Here is a 19385-nt window from a genome sequence, read left to right as displayed (position 1 = left end):
CAATATTGCCATTTTCCATGGGTCTGCCTATCAGGAGCCATGAACACACCAGAACACGACCGCCTTCTCATCATCGACTTCGGCAGCCAGGTCACGCAGCTGATTGCGCGTCGCCTGCGCGAGCTGAATGTCTATTGCGAAATTCATCCGTACCAGAACGTGACGGATGATTTCCTGACTGAATTTGCCCCAAAAGCGATCATCTTTTCCGGTGGTCCGGACAGTGTGATGCGCGAAGGCTCGCCACGTCCGCCCCGAAAGGCCTACGAGATGGGCGTGCCGATCCTTGGCATCTGTTATGGTCAGCAGGTGATGATGCAGGATCTGGGCGGCAAAGTCGAAGCGGGCGAACACGCGACCGCCGAGTTTGGCCGCGCCTATGTCACTCCGTCCGAGACCCGCAGCGACCTGCTGAGTGGATGGTTCATGGATGGCACGGGCCGGGAACAGGTCTGGATGAGCCACGGCGACCATGTGTCTGAAATCGCTCCGGGTTTCGACGTTCTGGGCACCTCGCCCGGTGCACCGTTTGCGATCACCGCTGACACCGAGCGCCGGTTCTACGCGGTGCAGTTCCATCCCGAGGTGCATCACACGCCGAACGGCAAGACGCTCTACCAGAATTTCGTCCAAATGGCGGGCTTTACCGGCGACTGGACGATGGGCGCCTACCGCGAAGAAGCGATCCGCAAGATCAAGGAACAGGTGGGCGACAAACGCGTGATCTGCGGCCTATCCGGCGGTGTCGACAGTTCGGTCGCGGCGGCGCTTCTGCATGACGCGATTGGCGACCAGCTCACTTGCGTGTTCGTCGACCACGGCCTGTTGCGTCTGAACGAGGGCGAAGAGGTTGTTGCGATGTTCCGCGATCACATGAACCTGCAAGTGATCCACGCACAGGAACAGGAGCTGTTTTTGGGTGAGCTTGATGGCGTAAGCGACCCGGAAACCAAGAGAAAGATCATTGGCCGCCTCTTCATCGACGTGTTCCAGAAATACGCGAATGAGATCGAAGGCGCGGAATTCCTCGCCCAAGGGACGCTCTATCCGGACGTGATCGAATCCGTGTCCTTCAGCGGCGGCCCATCCGTGACGATCAAGAGCCACCACAATGTGGGAGGCCTACCGGAAAAGATGGGACTGAAGCTGGTTGAGCCGCTTCGCGAGCTGTTCAAGGACGAAGTGCGCGAGTTGGGGCGTGAACTGGGCCTGCCCGACAGCTTTATCGGTCGTCATCCCTTCCCCGGCCCTGGTCTTGCCATCCGCTGCCCCGGCGAGATCACCCGCGAAAAGCTGGAGATCCTGCGTAAAGCAGATGCGGTCTATATCGACCAGATTCGCAAGCATGGCCTGTATGACGAGATCTGGCAGGCCTTCGTCGCCATTCTTCCCGTGCGCACCGTAGGTGTGATGGGCGACGGGCGGACCTATGATTACGCCTGCGCCCTGCGCGCTGTGACCTCGGTCGATGGCATGACGGCGGATTACTATCCGTTCAGCCACGATTTCCTAGGCGAGACCGCCACGCGGATCATCAACGAGGTCAAGGGCATCAATCGCGTGACCTATGACATCACCTCGAAACCACCGGGAACAATCGAGTGGGAGTGATCCGCGCCAGTCTGATCGCCCTGGCGCTGTGTTTGCCTGCGATGGGGATGGCAGAGCCGTCCTATCACCGCGTGATCGGCGTTGCGATTGATGATGTGCTGAACGTGCGGTCTGAGCCGTCGGCGCGCAGCGCGGATATCGGCGACCTGCCCTATGACGCGCGTCGCATCGAAGCGTTTGAATTCGACCCGACCGGCAATTGGGCCCGCATCGCGCTCAACGAACGCGACGGCTGGGTCTCTACCCGGTTCCTGACCCGCGACGAGGTTCCTACTTTGGGCGAAACAACCCTGCCCCAAGGCTTGATCTGTGGTGGCACCGAACCCTTCTGGGCGCTTGGTCTTTACGGAACTGACGCGCGGTATTCCCACCCGGTGGACGGCGACACCGATTTCGCGTTTGACAACATCGTCACCGCCGAAGGCCGCCTTGGCAGTCCGGCGCTTGTGACGCTGGCCACGGAGGACAGCCAAGTGATCGAAGCAACGATCTCGGGCGGAACCTGTTTTGACGGGATGAGCGACCGGTCTTACGGGTGGACCATCACCATGCAGCTGATCGCACCGGGAAAACGGCGCTTTCTGTCGGGCTGCTGCCACCTGCCCCGTGACTAGATGATCTCACCGGCACCTATCGCATCAGAGCGGCAAGAATGACGCTGTCTCCCACCATCCGCGCCTGTCTCTGGATGATCGGAGCTATTGTGTCGTTCACATCCATGGCCGTTGCGGGGCGCGCGGTCAGTCTCGATCTCGATACGTTCGAGATCATGATGTACCGAAGCCTGATCGGCATGGTGATTGTCATCGCGATCGCCAGCGCCGCAGGCACCCTTCGCGAGGTGCGCGCGCAAAAGCTGGGCCTGCACTTCATCCGCAATGTCAGCCATTTCGCCGGTCAGAACCTGTGGTTCTATTCAATCACCGTGATTCCTCTGGCGCAGGTTTTCGCGCTGGAATTCACCTCGCCACTCTGGGTGATGCTGCTGGCCCCGTTCGTCTTGGGTGAACGCCTCACAAAATCGCAGGCCATCGCGGCCGTGATCGGGTTCATCGGCATCCTTGTGGTTACGCGCCCCAGCCCCGACACGTTCCATATCGGTCTGTTGACCGCCGCACTGGCGGCCATCGGCTTTGCGGGATCAGCGGTGTTCACCCGCAAACTGACCCGAACCGAGACCATAACCTGCATTCTGTTCTACCTGACCGTCATGCAGGCGGTGCTCGGCCTCGGCTTTGCCGGGTTCGACGGTGATATCGCCCTGCCGACCGCCGCCAACCTGCCTTGGGTCGTCGTGATCGCGGTCGCAGGCCTTGTTGCCCATTTCTGCCTCACCACTGCGCTGTCGCTGGCACCAGCCACCATCGTGATGCCCATCGACTTCACTCGTCTGCCCGTGATCGCCGTGGTCGGAGTGCTGCTTTATGCCGAACCGCTTGACCCGTTTGTCCTGATCGGAGCCGTTCTCATTTTCGGTGCGAACTACTACAACATCTGGTCCTCAACCCGCGCGTAACAGGAATGTGACGCTACGGCACAACTTGTTCGCTGACGTATGGTAAAAATTGACCAAACTTTCAGCGATTGGGTACGGATTTTGCAGAGGAGAACAAATTCTCAAGGGATGAGGGTCCAATGAAAACAATCATGACAAGTGCTATCGCACTTGCCGTAGGCGCCGGTGCTGCACATGCAGGCGGCATCGAGCGGTCAAACAACGATTACGGGTTTCTGTTCACACGCAACGATCAGGTTCAGTTGAGCTTTTCGCATGTGATGCCGGAACTTTCCGGCACGTACACTGCTGATCTGACCGCTCTGGGCGGCGGTGAAAGCAGCACCGGCAACATGCAGAACAACTACACCAACTACAGCTTTGCCTATAAGAACGACCTGAACGAGAAGTTCACCTTGGGCATGTATGTCAACAATCCCTACGGCGCCGGGTCTGAGTACACTCAGGGTGTTTATGCCGGTCTGACCGCGGATTGGGACAGCGACCAGGTCGCGCTTGTGGGTAAATACCGCGTCACAGATCGCGTGTCGGTCTTTGCCGGTGCGCGCTACGTCGAAAGCAATGCCGAAATCACCATTCCCGACCTGCTTGTCCGCAGCGCAGTTGGAAGAAATGCTCAAGGCCTTGGCGCACAGGCGCAGGCCCTTGGTGCAGAGGCACAGGCTCTTGGTGCGCAGGCTCAGGCTGCAGGCGCGGCCGGCGATCTGGCAACCGCTCAGGCACTCGGCGCACAGGCGCAGTCCTTGGGGGCACAGGCTCAGGCATTGGGTGCACAGGCTCAGGGTCTGGGCGCTGCCGCGCAGGACTTCGGCACGTCGATGGAATACAATGCCTCCGGCAGCCGCGTCGGTGACTGGGGCGCGATCCTTGGTGTGGCCTATGAAATCCCAGATATCGCGCTGCGAGTCGCCCTGTCGTGGCAGAGCGAGATCACTCACAATTTCCGCACGTCGGAAACCATTGATGGTCTTGGCATCAATACGACAAGTGGTGAAACCAAGGTGACAATGCCGCAGTCCGTTGCGCTGGACTTTCAGTCCGGTATCGCGCCTGGCACCCTGCTGTTCGGTCAGATCAAATGGGTCGAATGGTCGAAATGGGAAGTCCGCACGCCGGAATACGAAAACGTGACCGGCGGCAACGTAACCGGCTTTGAAAGTGACAGCGTCACATGGAAACTCGGCGTCGGGCGCGCCTTCACCGAAGACCTGTCTGGCTTTGTACAGGTCACCTATGAAGCACAGAATGGCGACACCGCGTCCCGTCTGTCCCCGCGCGACGGATTCACGAGCTTTGGTGTCGGCGGTCAATACAAGATGGACAACATGACCCTGCGCGGAGGAATCGAATACGTGTGGCTCGGCGACGCGGAAGATGCGTCGGGCGTCAAATTCGAAGACAACACCGCCTTGGGTGTTGGTCTGTCTCTGACAGTCGACTTCTAAAGAGCAGCACCGGATTTAAACGGTAACGCCGTAAACAGTAGCCCTGCCGGACCGGCGTCCGGCGGGGTTTTTCTTGTCCCGACCCACAACCGTTTGACGCCCTCCCGTCGCACCGTTAATCCCAAGCGACGGGATGTGTGACATGGACGAGCGCAGATGATTTATACCTCCGCACAGGATTGGCTGAACGCGCCGAACAAGCGCGTCGTGCTGTTTGCCATGTCTGGCTTGGGCAAGACCCACATCTCGAACCTGCTGCGCGATGGTGGCGACTGGTTCCATTACTCGATCGATTACCGCATCGGCACCAGGTACATGGGCGAATACATCGCCGACAACGCCAAGCGCGAGGCGATGAAAGTGCCGTTTCTGCGCGATCTTCTGATGTCAGACTCGATCTATATCGGATCGAATATCAGCTTTCACAACCTCGCCCCCGTCTCGGCCTATCTGGGCAAGCCCGGCGATCCGGCGCGCGGCGGGATGCCCATCGACGAATACCGCAAACGGCAGGATCAGTTCCGCCGCGCCGAGATGGCGGCGCTTCTGGACACTGGTTATTTCATCGACCGCGCCATCGACCTTTATGGCTACCCGCATTTCGTCTGCGACACAGGCGGGTCGATCTGTGAATGGGTCGATCCCGAGGACCCCAATGATCCGATCATGGCCGAGCTGTCCAAACACGCGCTTCTTGTCTGGATCAAGGGCGACGAGGCGCATACTCAGGAATTGATCCGCCGCTTCGACAAGGCGCCAAAGCCGATGGCCTATCAGCCTGAATTTCTCACCCGCGTTTGGGATCAATATCTGAGTGAAAACAATATTGAACCAGACGATGTTGATCCGAATGCCTTCATCCGCTGGACCTATGCGCAGGCTCTTGCACACAGGCAACCGCGTTACCAGATGATGGCAGACCGCTGGGGGCTCACGATTGATGCCCATGACCTGATGGCCGACGCATCGCCCGCGAATTTCGACGCGTTGATCGCCCGCGCGCTTGACCAGAAAAGACCGTAAGACATGCCGATAAAACTGCCCAACAACCTGCCCGCCTACGACGTGCTCAAGCGCGAAGGCGTGATGGTGATTCCCGACGAACTGGCCAGCCAACAGGACATCCGCCCGCTGCGGATCGCGCTCCTGAACCTGATGCCGAAGAAAATCCAAACGGAAAACCAGTTTGCCCGGCTGATTGGTGCCACGCCTTTGCAGATCGAATTCAACCTGATCCGCATGTCCGAACACCAGACAAAGAATACGGCCGCCGAGCATATGGAAAGTTTCTACCGCCCCTTTGCCGAGGTGGCGGACAGCGGCGAAAAGTTCGACGGGCTGATCATCACCGGCGCACCGATTGAACATTTGCCCTTTGAAGAAGTGACATACTGGGACGAGTTGATCCGGGTAATGGACTGGACCCAGACCAATGTGCATTCCACGTTCGGCGTCTGCTGGGGTGGCATGGCGATGATCAATCACTTCCATGGCGTGCCAAAGATCGACCTGCCACAAAAAGCATTCGGCTGCATCCGGCACCGCAACCTCGTCCCGGCATCGCCCTATCTGCGGGGATTTTCGGATGACATGGTGATCCCCGTCAGCCGCTGGACCGAGATTCGGCGCGACGATGTCATCGACGCGGGTCTGCCGATCCTGATCGACAGCATGGAAACCGGTCCCTGCCTTGTCGAGGACCCGTCGCACCGGGCGCTCTATGTGTTCAACCATTTTGAGTATGACAGCAACACGCTCAAGGATGAATACGACCGCGACGTGGCCGCTGGCACTCCGATCAACGTGCCTGCCAATTACTACCCCGACAACGACCCTGCCAAACCGCCGCAGAACCGGTGGCGCAGCCATGCGCATCTTCTCTATGGCAATTGGGTGTCGGAGATCTACCTCACGACTCCGTTCGACATAGAGCAGATCGGCGCATCCAGCACGGATCTGCGCAACAGGTAGGAGGCCGGTTTGGCGCTCAAATCACTGGCATGGCTTGTCGGCTGGACAGCCGCCTTGACCCTGACGACGGCCTGCACGGCCACCTATCGCGAGACCAGGGCCGAAGCGCGGTTCCCGCCGCTTGGCCAGTTCCTCGACGTGAACGGTACGCAGGTGCATTACGTGACCAAGGGCAGCGGCCCCGATATCGTGCTGATCCACGGTGCCAGCGGCAACCTGCGCGATTTCACCTTTTCGCTGGTGGACAAACTGGCCGACCGCTACCGTGTGACCGCGTTTGACAGGCCGGGACTGGGCTATACCGAACGGGTCAATCCCGAGGGCACAACGCTTATCGAACAAGCGACCCTTCTGGCCGACGCGTCAGATCAACTTGGCCTGCAAAAACCGATGGTTCTGGGCCAAAGCTATGGTGGAGCCGTGGCCTTGGCCTGGGCGGTGGAGCGGCCGGACAGCCTGTCTGCCTTGATCCTGCTCGCTGCCGCGTCCAACCCGTGGACCAGCGATCTGAGCCTTTTCTACAAGGTCACCTCCAGCGACCTTGGCAGCGTAACGGTGGTGCCAGCCCTGACGGCCTTTGTCCCCAATGCACTCGTTGACAGCGCCATCGAATCCGTTTTCGCGCCGCAGAAAGAGCCCGAAGGATACGCAGACTATATCGGCGCGCCGCTGACCCTGCGCCGCGACACCATGCGCGCCAACGCCATGCAACGCGCCAACCTGCTGGACGAGATCACCGCCCTGCACACCCGTTACGGCACGATCACTGTCCCGACCGAGATTCTGCATGGGGATGCAGACACCACCGTTGGCCTGTCGATCCACTCGATCCCTCTGTCGCAGCAGATCAAAGGCGCGACGCTGACCGTGCTGGAAGGCATCGGTCACATGCCGCACCATGCCGCCGAACCAGAGGTCATCGACGCGATTGATCGTGCAGCGCAACGTGCGGGTTTGCGTTAATCGCATTAACATCCCATATTCAAAGAAGAGCAGACGATAGAAAGGGGCCTGCATGGACCTTCCCTTTGATGGTGCGATCAGCACCTTTTTCAACGACACCGCGCCGGACGACATCCGCAATGCCATCAAACGGGCTGACAAGGATGACATCATCAATCCGGATTACCCCTATTCCGAGCGTATGCCGTGCAAGGCCTACGAAAAGGATCTGGCCGCGCTGCAGATCGAACTCGTGAAGATGACGACCTGGGCCAAGGAATCCGGCACCCGAATCGCCATCGTGTTCGAAGGACGGGACGCCGCAGGAAAAGGAGGGACAATCAAACGCTTCCGCGAAAATCTTAATCCTCGCGGTGCGCATGTCGTCGCGCTGTCGAAACCCTCCGAGACCGAAGCGACTCAATGGTACTTCCAGCGCTATGTCGATCACCTGCCCGCTGCAGGCGAGGTCTCGTTCTTTGACCGCAGCTGGTACAACCGGGCCGTGGTCGAACATGTCTTTGGCTTTTGCACGCCCGAACAGCGGATGCATTTCTTCCGGCAAGTGCCTGATTTCGAAAAGATGTTGGTCGATGATGGCATCAAGCTTTTCAAGATCTGGCTGAATGTCGGACGGGCCGAGCAACTGCGCCGCTTTCTCGAACGGGAAAGCGACCCGCTCAAGCAATGGAAACTAAGCTGGATCGACGTCGAAGGTCTCAAGAAATGGGAGGCCTACAGCGATGCCATCAAAGAAACCCTGACCAAGACCCATACCGACCACGCACCCTGGACCATTGTGCGGGCGGACGACAAACGTCGTGCCCGGCTCGAAGCCATCCGCAACGTCCTGACGCAGCTTGATTATTCCCGCAAGGACATCAAAGCGTTGGGTCAGGTCGATCCGAAAGTCTGCGGCGGACCGGACATCTGGGATGGCTAAACGCGGCTACCATCACGGCAATTTGCGGCAAGCCCTCGTTGATGCAGCGCTCGAGCTGATCACCGAAAAGGGTCCGACCGGGTTTACCCTGTCGGAAGCCGCAAAACAGGCCGGGGTGACCCCCGCCGCCGTGTACCGCCATTTTGAAGGACGCGACGACCTGATCGCGGAGGCAGCGCTACAGGGATACGAGATCTTCTCGGACGTGATGCAATATGCCTATGACAACGGCCAGCCCTCGGCGCTTGCCGCGTTCGAGGCGACGAGCCGCGCCTATCTCGCCTTTGCGCGCAAATATCCCGGCCACTATATTGCGATGTTCGAAAGCGGCATCTCGGTCAACCGCACACCCGACCTTGCCGCAGCCTCGGGCCGCGCGCGGGCTGTGCTGGAACGCGCAGCGGAAGACCTGTCGCAACACATTCCGCCCGAGAAACGCCCCCCCGCCACGATGTTCTCGGCCCATATCTGGGCGCTCAGCCATGGCGTTGTCGAACTCTTTGCCCGCAACTCACCCGGGACAAAGTCACCTTTCCCACCCGAAGAATTGCTTGAAACCGGGATCGGCGTCTATCTGCGCGGATTGGGCCTTATCGCGCCCGATCAGTGACGTGACAAACCCGCGCTGACAGACTACATCCGCCCCATGACACAAGAACTTCACATCGTCGGCGGCGGCATGGCCGGGTCCGAGGCCGCGTGGCAGGCCGCGAATCGCGGCGTGCCCGTCGTGATCCACGAAATGCGCCCCAAGGTCGAAACCTTCGCCCACAAGACCGGCGATCTGGGCGAGATGGTGTGCTCCAACTCCTTCCGCTCGGACGATCATGAACAGAACGCCGTGGGTCTGCTGCATTGGGAAATGCGCGAAGCCGGTGGGCTGATCATCACAACGGCGCATCAGCACCGCCTGCCAGCGGGTGGTGCGCTGGCGGTTGACCGGGACGCCTTCAGTGCCGCAATCACCCGCCGCTTGCACGCCCATCCAAATGTGCGCGTAAGCCACGAGGAAATCACGGAACTTCCCGGCGAGGGGCATTGGATTTTCGCCACCGGCCCGCTCACCAGTGCCACGCTGGGTCAGGCCATTCAGACCGAGACAGGCACCGACCGACTGGCCTTTTTCGACGCCATCGCGCCCATCGTCTATTTCGACAGCATCGACATGAGCAAAGCGTGGCTCCAGTCGCGCTACGACAAGGGCGAGACCGAGGAAGAACAGCGCGCCTATATCAACTGCCCGATGGACAAAGCGCAGTACGAGGCCTTCATCGACGCGCTTCTGGCGGCTGACAAAACAGAATTCCACGAGGGCGAAACCGCTGGATATTTCGACGGTTGCCTGCCCATCGAAGTGATGGCCGAACGGGGCCGCGAGACCCTGCGCCACGGACCGATGAAGCCAGTAGGCCTGACCAATCCGCACCAGCCCGATGTCAAACCCTGGGCTGTGGTCCAGCTGCGCCGCGACAATGCGTTGGGCACGCTCTACAACATTGTCGGCTTCCAGACAAAGATGAAGTATGGTGCGCAAACTGATGTTTTCAGGATGATTCCTGGACTTGAGAATGCAAGCTTCGCACGTCTGGGCGGCATCCACCGCAACACTTTCCTGAACAGCCCAACGCTCCTCGATGACCAGATGCGTCTGCGGTCAAAACCCAATATCCGCTTCGCGGGTCAGGTCACCGGCGTCGAAGGCTATGTCGAATCCGCCGCAATGGGGCTTCTGGCCGGGCGCATGGCCGCCGCTGAAATCACCGGGCAATCGATGCCGACCGTCCCACAGGACAGCGCCCATGGCGCCCTGATCCACCACATCACCGGCGGAGCCGAGGCCAAGACGTTCCAACCGATGAACGTCAATTTTGGCCTCTTCCGGCCGGTCGAAGGCCTCAAAGGTGGGCGGCGCGGACGCTCTGACCGGTACAAGGCCTATACCGACCGCGCAAAGGTCGCTTGGAGCGACTGGCTCGCGGCACAGGACCCTGCCAAAGCAGCAGAATAGTGGCCTTCACGACGCGCTTCGCCCCAAGTCCAACAGGCCAGCTCCATCTGGGCCACGCCTATTCGGCGCTGTTGGCCCATGACATGGCACGGGCGGCGCAGGGCCGGTTCCTGCTGCGGATCGAAGACACCGATACTGCGCGGTGTACCCCCGCGTTCGAGGCGCAAATCTATGATGATCTGGCTTGGCTTGGCCTGACATGGGAAACACCCGTGCTGCGCCAATCAGACAACACCGCCGCTTATGACGCAGCGCTGGACAGGTTGGGCGAGATGGGCCTGCTCTATCCCTGTCGCTGCACACGGGCTGACATCCGTCGCGCTGCCTCTGCGCCACAGGAAGGCGCACCGATGCACGGGCCCGACGGGGTGATCTATCCCGGCACCTGCCGCAACCGTCGATGGGAAGACCGCACCGACACCGACGCGGTGCGCCTGAACATGGCGCGCGCAACGGACCGCCTGTCCGACTTACCCCAATACACCGAAACCGGCACTCATCCCGCGTTAAGGTTAACGCTCGGGCACCTGGCCGACGAGGTCGGCGATATCGTCCTGGCCCGCCGCGACACCAAAACAGCTGCCTATCACCTGAGTGTCGTGGTCGATGACGCGGCCCAAGGCATCACCCACGTGATCCGCGGCGAAGACCTCGCCACCGCCACACCGATCCACGTGCTGCTCCAAGCGCTGCTTGGCCTGCCGACGCCGATCTACCATCACCACCGCCTGATCCGAGATGAGCATGGCAAACGCCTCGCCAAACGCGACGACGCCCGCGCCATCGCCCTCTACCGCGCCGAAGGGGCAACACCTCAAGACATCCGCGGCATGGTCGGTCTCACCACCGCCTGATCTTCATCTTGCCAGTTAAACTCCGGGGGTGTGGGGGCAGCGCCCCCGCTCCTACGCCTCGATCGGCGCCATGATCTCCACTTCCGCACCGTCCCGGACTTCGGTGTAGAAACACGACCGACGGTTCGTGTGACAGGCGGGCCCGGTCTGGTTCACCGTCACCAAGATGCAATCCCGGTCACAATCCACGCGAAACGCCACCAGTTCCTGCACATGGCCCGAGCTTTCCCCCTTGACCCAGAACGCCTGCCGCGACCGCGACCAGTAGGTGACGCGTCCTGTCTCCAACGTCCGCGCAACCGACTCGGCGTTCATCCACGCCATCATCAGCACCTCGCCCGACGCCGCATCCTGTGCAATCGCCGGGATCAGGCCCGCATCGTTATAGACCAAAGTCGCAGGATCAAAGCGCATCGGGAAAAACCTTTTTGCATCCGCCGCATGGTCCCCTATTTATGGAGGGAACGGCGAAAGGGAAAGCCATGTCCGGCGATACGGATCTGATCAAGCTTTATTCTGGCAAAATCCTCGAACTGGCGGCGGATATTCCGCATCACGCCCGGCTCGACGCGCCGGATGCATCGGTCAAGAAGCGCTCACCGCTTTGCGGGTCGACGGTGACCGTGGACGTGACGCTGGAAAACGGCACCGTCGCGGCCTACGGGCAAGACGTCAAGGCCTGTGCCCTGGGGCAAGCGGCCGCTTCGGTCGTGGGTGCTGCGATTATCGGCACAACGCCCGAGCAGATCACCCGCGCCCGCGACGAGTTGCGCGTCATGCTCAAGGAAGATGGCCCCACGCCCTCTGCCCCGTTCGACGGGCTCGAGGTGCTGCGCCCGGCGGTGGCATTCAAGAACCGTCACGCGTCGATCCTTCTGACGCTGGAAGCCGCCGCCGATGCGGTGACGCAACTGGCGGAAACCCAGTCCGCCTGAACCCATAATTTTACCAACCGATAAAAAAACCGCCGCACTTCAAAAGAAGGCGGCGGTCAGTGACGTGTTCGTTGGGGGCCATCATCGCTCTGAAGGCAGGCAACCTTCTGGGACAGGTGCATCTTTTGGGACAGGATGCGGATGAGCGATCAGGCAAAACACGCAGGCAGAAAAAGGCAACAGGTCAGACAAGAACCGGCAGATGCAACGCCGCAACCAGCATCACAACCAAAGACATCGCCCCAAGCGCATCCTGAAGAAGCGGTGCAGTGCTGTGGCCTTTGACAACGTGAAGCGAGGTTTTGATCCGGTGCATCATGGTTAAGTCCTCCTTGTTGCCTCTTTGTTCTCATATCTTTCGCGACATGTAAAGAACTTTATGAGAACATTTGAGAACAAAAGCGGTTAACCCACCGAAATCAGCTGAATCGCCTGATCCTGCTTCATCAGGTAAAGCAGCGCCCGCGCCGCTTTACCCCGATCTGCTGCGAGCCCCGGATCATCCAGCAGCAGCTTGCGCGCATCGTCCTGTGCCGTCGCCATCAGGCTGGCCTGCCGTTCCAGATCGGCAATCTGAAACCGGGGCAATCCTGATTGCGCCGTGCCCAGAACGTCGCCAGCCCCGCGCATCTCAAGATCAACTTCGGAAATGCGAAACCCATCTTCGGTTTCGCGCAGAGTGGTCAGTCGTTTCAGACCAGTCTCGGACAGCGGAGGCTGATAGAGCAGCAGACAGGTCGAGGCCGCCGCCCCACGCCCGACCCGACCGCGCAACTGATGCAACTGTGCCAATCCAAAGGTTTCAGCCCGCTCGATCACCATGATCGACGCGTTTGGCACGTTCACCCCCACTTCGATCACCGTGGTCGCGACCAGCACACCTGTCTGGCCCGACACGAACCGCGCCATCGCTGCGTCTTTCTCAGCAGGCGGCATCTGGCCGTGCACCAACCCGACCACACCTTCGCCCAAAGCGGCACGCAGGCGCTTGAACCGTTCCTCGGCGGCCGTGAGGTCCGACACTTCGCTTTCGTCCACCAGAGGGCAGACCCAATAGGCCTGCCGCCCTTCGGCCACCGCTTGCCGCAACCGCTCGACCACGCCGTCCATCTGCTCGTTCGACAAAAGCGCGGTTTTGACGGGCGTGCGACCAGGCGGCTTTTCATCAAGGATCGACACATCCATATCGCCATATTGCGCCAGCGCCAGGGACCGCGGAATCGGCGTGGCCGTCATGACCAGCACATCCACCGCCATGCCTTTGCGCCCCAGCTCCAGCCGTTGCCGAACGCCAAAGCGATGCTGTTCGTCGATGATGGCCAACCGGAGATCGGAAAATTCCACATCCTTCTGAAACACCGCATGGGTGCCTACGAGGATCTGGATGTCGCCCCGCGCCAGCGCCGCCAGTTTTGCCTTGCGCTCCGATCCCTTGTCGCGCCCCGTGAGCAGTTCGAGCACCACGCCCGCATCCTCGGCCAGCGGTTGCAAGCCCTCAAGATGCTGACGCGCAAGGATTTCCGTGGGTGCCATCATAACGCCCTGCCCGCCTGCCTCGACCGCCGTGAGCAGCGCCATGAACGCGACAAGCGTCTTGCCAGACCCCACATCGCCCTGCAGCAGCCGGTTCATCCGGTGTGGACTGGCCATGTCGTCGGTGATTTCGTCAATCGCGCGCATCTGGGCGCCCGTGGGCCGATACGGCAGCGCGGTCAGCACCTTGTGGCGCAATTTGCCATTGCCTGCGGACTCGATCCCGGGTTTTGCCCGCCGGTTTGCCCGCGCCAGAGCCAGCGTCAATTGGTGCGCCATCAGCTCGTCATAGGCCAGTCGCCGCCGCGCCGGGCTGTCGAGCGAAAGCGCCCCCATGCCCTGAGGCGCATGCGCCATCTCCATCGCCGCACGCCAGCTTGGCCAGTCCTCACGCTCCATCAACCGCGGGTCGATCCATTCGGCAAGGTCGGGCGCACGCGACAGCGCGTCGGTTGCCGCCTTGACCATCGTTTTTTGCGTCAGACCCGCAGTCAGCGGATAAACCGGTTCGAACGGCAGCAGGCTGTCGGCCTCATCCCGTAGCAGCACGTGATCGGGATGCACCATCTGCGCCATGCCATCGAAGAACTCGACCTTGCCCGACACGATCCGCCGCGCGCCAAAGGGCAGGATCTTCGCTACGTAATCACCGCGCGCGTGGAAGAACACGATCTGAAAGGCGATCTGCGAATCCTCGACCGTCACGCGATAGGCACCACCCTTTTTGCGCGGGGGGCGGTGCGCACCGATCTGCACCTCGACAGTCAGAGTGGCGGGCAGGTCAGCACCCTGCACCGTATCCCGCAGTCGCCGATCCACCACCGAATGCGGCAGCGTGTAAAGCAGGTCGCGCGGCACCTCGATGCCGATATGGCCCAACGTATCAGCGGTTTTCGGGCCAACGCCCTTGAGCCCGCTCAGATCGCCGAACAGCGGAAACAGGATTTCCGGCCGGCCACTCATGCGCCCTCGATCAGGTCGAACCAGCCGTCTTCGTCGATGATCTCGACACCCAACTCCCGCGCCTTTGTCTCTTTTGATCCGGCCCCCGGCCCTGCGACCAGCAGGTCGGTCTTGGCCGACACCGACCCCGACACCTTGGCGCCCAGCGATTCCGCCCGCGCCTTGGCCTCGGCCCGGGTCATGCGTTCCAGCGTGCCGGTGAAGACGACTGTTTTGCCCGCCACCGGGCTGCCTTCGGTGCGGGGGCGTTCCGCCTCTTGCACGGTCAGGTGCGCCACCAGCCGGTCGATGGACGCGCGTTCGGCCTCTTGCGCAAAGCTGTTGACCAATGAGTTGGCGACGACCGTGCCGATGCCGTCGATGCCGATCAGCCCGGCCCAAGCCTCGCCCTCTGGGTCGTGCGCGGCGTCGATGGCTGACTGGAATGCATCCCAGGTGCCATAGGAGCGGGCAAGCAGGTTCGCGACCACTTCGCCCACGTGCCGGATGCCGAGAGAAAAGATGAGCCGTCCCAAGGGAATGCTGCGTTTTTCGTCAATGGCATCAAAGAGGTTCTGCGCCGATTTCTCGCCCCAGCCCTCGCGGTTCTTGAGCTGTTGCAGCCCGCTGCCGTAGCGGTCTTTCAGCGTGAAAATGTCGGCAGGTTCCTTGATCCAGCCGTCGCCGTAGAACTGTTCGACCTGTTTCGCGCCCAAGCCTTCGATGTCAAAGGCCGCGCGTGACACGAAATGCTTGAGCTTCTCAACCGCCTGCGCGGGGCAGATCAGACCACCGCTGCACCGTCTGACCGCGTCGCCCTCTTCGCGGATCGCCTCGGACCCGCACTCGGGGCAAAGTTTCGGAAATTCATAGGGTTGCGCATCATCTGGCCGCTTGTCGAGGTCCACATCCGCCACTTTCGGGATCACGTCACCGGCGCGGTAGACCTGTACCCAGTCGCCGACGCGGATGTCCTTGCCGCCTCGGATGGGCGCGCCATTGGCGTCGCGGCCCGCGATGTAATCTTCGTTGTGCAGGGTTGCGTTCGACACCACGACCCCGCCCACCGTGACGGGCGTCAGCCGCGCCACCGGGCTGAGCGCGCCGGTGCGGCCCACCTGAATGTCGATCGACTCAAGTCGGGTCCAGGCGAGTTCTGCGGGGAATTTATGCGCAATCGCCCAGCGAGGCGTGGTGGAGCGGAAACCGAGACGGGACTGATAGCCGAGGTCATCCACCTTGTAGACCACGCCGTCGATGTCATAGCCCAACGTAGCGCGCTGTTCCTCGATGCTTTTGTAATGGGCAATCATGTCCTCGGGGCCGTCACACCGCCGGGTCAGCGGGTTGGTCTGAAAACCCAACTCTTGCAGGCGTTGGATCGCGCCGGTCTGTGTGTCGGCCAAGGGTGCACTGAGAGCACCCCAGGAATAGGCGAAGAACCGCAGCGGGCGATCCTTCGTGATGCCGGCGTCCAGTTGCCGCAACGATCCCGCCGCAGCGTTGCGCGGGTTGGCAAAGGTCTTGGCACCTTTTGCGGTCTGCCGTTCATTAAGGTCCGCGAAATCGGCGTGGCTCATATAAACCTCGCCGCGCACTTCAAGCACCTCTGGCGCGCCGATCAGGGTTTCGGGAATGTCGTCGATGGTGCGGGCATTGGCGGTGACGTTTTCGCCCGTGGCACCGTCGCCCCGCGTGGCCGCCTGCACCAGCTTGCCGTTTTCGTATCTTATCGACAGCGAAAGCCCGTCGATCTTGGGTTCCGCGGTATAGGTCAGCGGATCCGTGTCCGAGAGCCCCAGATAGCGCCGAATGCTTTGGTCAAAGCTGGCGATGTCCGCATCCTCGAACGCGTTGGAAAGCGACATCATCCGCACCTCGTGGCGGACCTTGGCAAAGCCGTCCGCCACCGGTGCTCCCACCTGTTCGCTGGGGCTGTCGGCGCGTTTCAGGTCGGGAAAGCGCGCTTCGATCTCGGCATTGCGGCGCTTGAGGCGGTCGTAGTCCGCGTCCGACATCTCGGGCGCGTCGTCGGTGTGATAGGCGGTGTTCGCCTCGGCAAGAAGGGTCGCCAAACGCTCAAGCTCGGCTTTCGCGTCCAACTCTGTCAGGTCTTTGACCGCGATGTCCTGCTCTGCCATATGCCCCCCTCGGCCCTGATCTTGAACAGAGTGATAGGCCCGGGGGTGCACAGCGTCCAGATTTGAAACGACGATTGATCGGCGCGGGTATCGCCTAAACGCTATGAATTACCGGAAAGACGCTGCGCAAAACACCAGCCTTTCCGGTCACATATGCATCAGGCACCGATCGCGATGCGACCATCCGCATCAACCTCGGGATCGCGAAGCACATAGCCCCTGCCCCATACGGTTTCGATGTGGCTGCCATCGCCCGTCGCCTCGGACAGTTTCTTGCGCAGCTTGCAGATGAACACGTCGATGATCTTGAGTTCCGGTTCGTCCATACCGCCATAGAGATGGTTCAAGAACATTTCCTTGGTCAGCGTCGTCCCCTTGCGCAGGCTGAGCAGTTCGAGCATCTGATACTCCTTGCCCGTCAGATGCACCGTATTGCCTTCGACCTGCACCGTCTTCGCATCAAGATTGACCTCGACCTTGCCGGTGCGGATGACGGACTGGGAATGGCCCTTGGAACGCCGGATGATCGCGTGAATCCGTGCCACCAGTTCCTCGCGGTGGAAGGGTTTGGTCAGGTAATCATCGGCACCAAAGCCAAAACCCTTGATCTTGTCTTCGCTGGCATCGTTGCCCGACAGGATCAGGATCGGCGTTTCGATCCGCGCGAGCCGCAACTGGCGCAGCACATCAAAGCCATTCATGTCAGGCAGGTTCAGGTCGAGGAGGATCAAGTCATAGTCATAGAGCTTGGCCAGATCGATGCCTTCTTCCCCGAGATCGGTGGAATAGACGTTCAGATTGGCGTTGCCCAGCATCAATTCGATGCTCTTCGACGTTGTTGGGTCGTCTTCGACCAAGAGTACGCGCATCCAGTTTCTCCGCAATGTCAGCGTCCGGCACGCATACTCTGACCGGAAAAAGTTAACCTTAGGTTAGCATGAACACATGATTCAAAACAACTTAAGATTGAAATAACCCAGAGAACTCACCGGAAACGTTGAACGGCCGTTGCCTTGAGCGCATCGCGGCCATGCAGAAGGGCGGCCGCAATCCATGCATCCAGTTCTTCTTCGCTGAGGTCGTACCGCGACAGCGCTTCGTTACGCGAGATCAGCTGATGCACCACCGCATCGACGACAATCGCCTTTCGCGACGCCACCCAACGGTAAGTATTCGGCGGTGGCAGATCGGCGCGCGACAGAATCGTGCCGTCCGCGCGCGTTACGGTACGCGGACCATTCGCTTTTCTGAGATACATGTTCCGGCCCTTTCCAAGCCAATTCTTCCTGCTTTGGCAGCACCTTTGCCCGCGCAGCCTTAATGTGACGTGAAGCCAAGGGTTGAGAGTATCTTGGATTTACCTATATTTCGCCGGATCAGCCCGACCGTACTGGAGACCTTCCAATGGCCCTTGATGCGCCAAAGCTCAATTCGCTTGGATTCGCCAAGCCCCCGTCGGAAACGCGGGTCGTCGTCGCGATGTCGGGCGGCGTGGACAGTTCGGTCGTCGCAGCCCAGCTGGCCGAGGAAGGTTACGACGTCATTGGCGTGACCCTGCAACTTTATGATCACGGCGCGGCTTTGGCCAAGAAGGGCGCGTGCTGTGCCGGGCTCGACATCCATGATGCCCGCCGCGTGGCCGAAGATATGGGCTTTCCGCATTACGTCTTGGACTATGAAAACATCTTCAAGGATGCGGTGATCGACGAATTCGCCGACAGCTACCTGGCGGGCGCCACACCCGTGCCCTGCATCCGCTGCAACGAACGGGTGAAGTTCAAGGACCTGCTTGAAACCGCCAAGGACCTTGACGCGGATTGCATGGCGACCGGCCATTACATCCAACGCAAGATGGGCGCGCATGGCCCGGAACTGCATTGCGCGACGGATGCGAACCGGGATCAGAGCTATTTCATGTTCTCGACCACGCCGGAACAGCTCGACTACCTGCGCTTTCCTTTGGGCCACCTGCCCTCCAAGGACGCGACCCGCGAGTTGGCGGCGCGCTACGGGCTTCAGGTGGCGGACAAGCCCGACAGCCAGGACATCTGTTTCGTTCCTAACGGCAACTACGCCAGCGTGATCGAAAAACTGCGTCCGGGGGCTGCGGAACCGGGTGAGATCGTCCATGCCGATGGCCGGGTTCTGGGCACACATAACGGCGTGATCCATTACACGATCGGGCAGCGACGGGGTCTCGGCATCGGGGGGCTGGAAGAGCCGCTTTATGTGGTCAAGCTGGACGTGGACACCAAGCAGGTGATCGTCGGCCCAAAAGAACTGCTGTCCACCCGCACCATTCCGGTGCGCGAGATCAACTGGCTGGGCGATGCGCCGCTCACCAGCCAGACCGAATGGCATGTCTCGGTCAAGGTCCGCTCCACCCGCCCCCCGCGTGAGGCGATCATCCGCCCGTTGTCGGACACCACCGCCGAGGTCGAATTGCTCACCCCGGAAGAAGGCGTGTCTCCGGGTCAGGCCTGCGTCTTCTACCAAACCGAAGGCAGCCGCATCCTTGGCGGTGGCTGGATCTGGCGCGGCTAA

19 protein-coding genes are annotated in these 19385 nt (G+C 60.7%); 13 read left to right on the top strand and 6 right to left on the bottom strand.

Translation table 11 applies throughout. The annotated features are described in order from the left end of the window. Window positions 1-39: 39 nt before the first annotated feature. The 11 genes from guaA to gluQRS all read left to right on the top strand — a co-directional run bounded on the left by guaA (window position 40) and on the right by gluQRS (window position 11290). Window positions 40-1611 carry a glutamine-hydrolyzing GMP synthase gene (gene guaA, locus ACMVPR_RS05025; RefSeq protein ID WP_292264146.1) on the top strand — a complete coding sequence of 524 codons (1572 nt, stop codon included), beginning with the start codon at window positions 40-42 and terminating at the stop codon, window positions 1609-1611. Then, window positions 1602-2225 carry an SH3 domain-containing protein gene (locus ACMVPR_RS05020; RefSeq protein ID WP_416881972.1) on the top strand — a complete coding sequence of 208 codons (624 nt, stop codon included), beginning with the start codon at window positions 1602-1604 and terminating at the stop codon, window positions 2223-2225. The genes guaA and ACMVPR_RS05020 overlap by 10 nt, the downstream gene beginning before the upstream one ends. Window positions 2226-2263: 38 nt before the next feature. Continuing rightward, a complete protein-coding gene (locus tag ACMVPR_RS05015) occupies window positions 2264-3127 on the top strand; it encodes a DMT family transporter (RefSeq protein WP_416881971.1) in 864 nt (287 codons plus the stop codon). 119 nt (window positions 3128-3246) lie between these two features. Beyond that, window positions 3247-4572 carry an OmpP1/FadL family transporter gene (locus tag ACMVPR_RS05010; protein WP_416881970.1) on the top strand — a complete coding sequence of 442 codons (1326 nt, stop codon included), beginning with the start codon at window positions 3247-3249 and terminating at the stop codon, window positions 4570-4572. A gap of 156 nt (window positions 4573-4728) precedes the next feature. Further along, window positions 4729-5595, top strand: a complete 867-nt coding sequence (locus ACMVPR_RS05005) for an ATPase (protein ID WP_416881969.1) — start codon at window positions 4729-4731, stop codon at window positions 5593-5595. Between the two features lie 3 nt (window positions 5596-5598). Then, window positions 5599-6543, top strand: a complete 945-nt coding sequence (locus ACMVPR_RS05000) for a homoserine O-succinyltransferase (protein ID WP_416881968.1) — start codon at window positions 5599-5601, stop codon at window positions 6541-6543. A gap of 9 nt (window positions 6544-6552) precedes the next feature. Next, window positions 6553-7506: an alpha/beta fold hydrolase gene (locus ACMVPR_RS04995; RefSeq protein ID WP_416881967.1), complete on the top strand. Its 954-nt coding sequence runs from the start codon at window positions 6553-6555 to the stop codon at window positions 7504-7506. A 52-nt stretch (window positions 7507-7558) separates the two neighbouring features. Then, entirely contained in the window at window positions 7559-8428 is an 870-nt protein-coding gene (gene ppk2, locus ACMVPR_RS04990) for a polyphosphate kinase 2 (RefSeq protein ID WP_416881966.1), read from the top strand. After that, window positions 8421-9038, top strand: coding sequence for a TetR/AcrR family transcriptional regulator (locus ACMVPR_RS04985; protein ID WP_416881965.1), 618 nt, complete (start codon window positions 8421-8423; stop codon window positions 9036-9038). The genes ppk2 and ACMVPR_RS04985 overlap by 8 nt, the downstream gene beginning before the upstream one ends. Window positions 9039-9074: 36 nt before the next feature. Further along, window positions 9075-10436 carry a methylenetetrahydrofolate--tRNA-(uracil(54)-C(5))-methyltransferase (FADH(2)-oxidizing) TrmFO gene (gene trmFO, locus ACMVPR_RS04980; RefSeq protein WP_416881964.1) on the top strand — a complete coding sequence of 454 codons (1362 nt, stop codon included), beginning with the start codon at window positions 9075-9077 and terminating at the stop codon, window positions 10434-10436. Continuing rightward, window positions 10436-11290: a tRNA glutamyl-Q(34) synthetase GluQRS gene (gene gluQRS / locus ACMVPR_RS04975; protein WP_416881963.1), complete on the top strand. Its 855-nt coding sequence runs from the start codon at window positions 10436-10438 to the stop codon at window positions 11288-11290. Before trmFO ends, gluQRS begins: the two co-directional genes overlap by 1 nt. Before the next feature lie 51 nt (window positions 11291-11341). Here the strand turns inward: gluQRS and hisI are convergent, their stop codons facing one another. After that, window positions 11342-11704: a phosphoribosyl-AMP cyclohydrolase gene (gene hisI, locus ACMVPR_RS04970; RefSeq protein ID WP_416881962.1), complete on the bottom strand. Its 363-nt coding sequence runs from the start codon at window positions 11702-11704 to the stop codon at window positions 11342-11344. Between the two features lie 68 nt (window positions 11705-11772). Between hisI and ACMVPR_RS04965 the strand changes: the two genes are divergently transcribed. Continuing rightward, entirely contained in the window at window positions 11773-12225 is a 453-nt protein-coding gene (locus ACMVPR_RS04965) for an iron-sulfur cluster assembly scaffold protein (protein WP_416881961.1), read from the top strand. 184 nt (window positions 12226-12409) lie between these two features. On the opposite strand, the gene ACMVPR_RS04960 is transcribed toward ACMVPR_RS04965, so the two are convergent. The 5 genes from ACMVPR_RS04960 to ACMVPR_RS04940 all read right to left on the bottom strand — a co-directional run bounded on the left by ACMVPR_RS04960 (window position 12410) and on the right by ACMVPR_RS04940 (window position 18099). After that, window positions 12410-12544, bottom strand: coding sequence for a hypothetical protein (locus ACMVPR_RS04960; RefSeq protein ID WP_292264134.1), 135 nt, complete (start codon window positions 12542-12544; stop codon window positions 12410-12412). An 86-nt stretch (window positions 12545-12630) separates the two neighbouring features. Next, the gene (gene recG / locus ACMVPR_RS04955) at window positions 12631-14721 is read right to left on the bottom strand and encodes an ATP-dependent DNA helicase RecG (RefSeq protein ID WP_416881960.1); all 2091 of its coding nucleotides are present in this window, start codon (window positions 14719-14721) and stop codon (window positions 12631-12633) included. Further along, a complete protein-coding gene (ligA, locus tag ACMVPR_RS04950) occupies window positions 14718-16841 on the bottom strand; it encodes an NAD-dependent DNA ligase LigA (RefSeq protein WP_416881959.1) in 2124 nt (707 codons plus the stop codon). Before ligA ends, recG begins: the two co-directional genes overlap by 4 nt. A 158-nt stretch (window positions 16842-16999) precedes the next feature. Beyond that, a complete protein-coding gene (gene ctrA / locus ACMVPR_RS04945; RefSeq protein WP_416881958.1) occupies window positions 17000-17710 on the bottom strand; it encodes a response regulator transcription factor CtrA in 711 nt (236 codons plus the stop codon). A gap of 116 nt (window positions 17711-17826) precedes the next feature. Continuing rightward, window positions 17827-18099: a DUF1153 domain-containing protein gene (locus tag ACMVPR_RS04940; protein ID WP_300586557.1), complete on the bottom strand. Its 273-nt coding sequence runs from the start codon at window positions 18097-18099 to the stop codon at window positions 17827-17829. 146 nt (window positions 18100-18245) lie between these two features. On the opposite strand from ACMVPR_RS04940, the gene mnmA reads away from it, so the two are divergent. Next, window positions 18246-19385 (top strand): tRNA 2-thiouridine(34) synthase MnmA, encoded by a 1140-nt coding sequence (mnmA, locus tag ACMVPR_RS04935; RefSeq protein ID WP_416881957.1) that lies wholly within the window; start codon window positions 18246-18248, stop codon window positions 19383-19385.

It is taken from the genome of Marivita sp., from assembly GCF_048006345.1.
In the GTDB taxonomy this organism is placed as follows: Bacteria; Pseudomonadota; Alphaproteobacteria; order Rhodobacterales; family Rhodobacteraceae; genus Marivita.
Note: the sequence above shows the minus strand (reverse complement) of the source record. Positions and strands in the feature narration are given on the sequence as shown.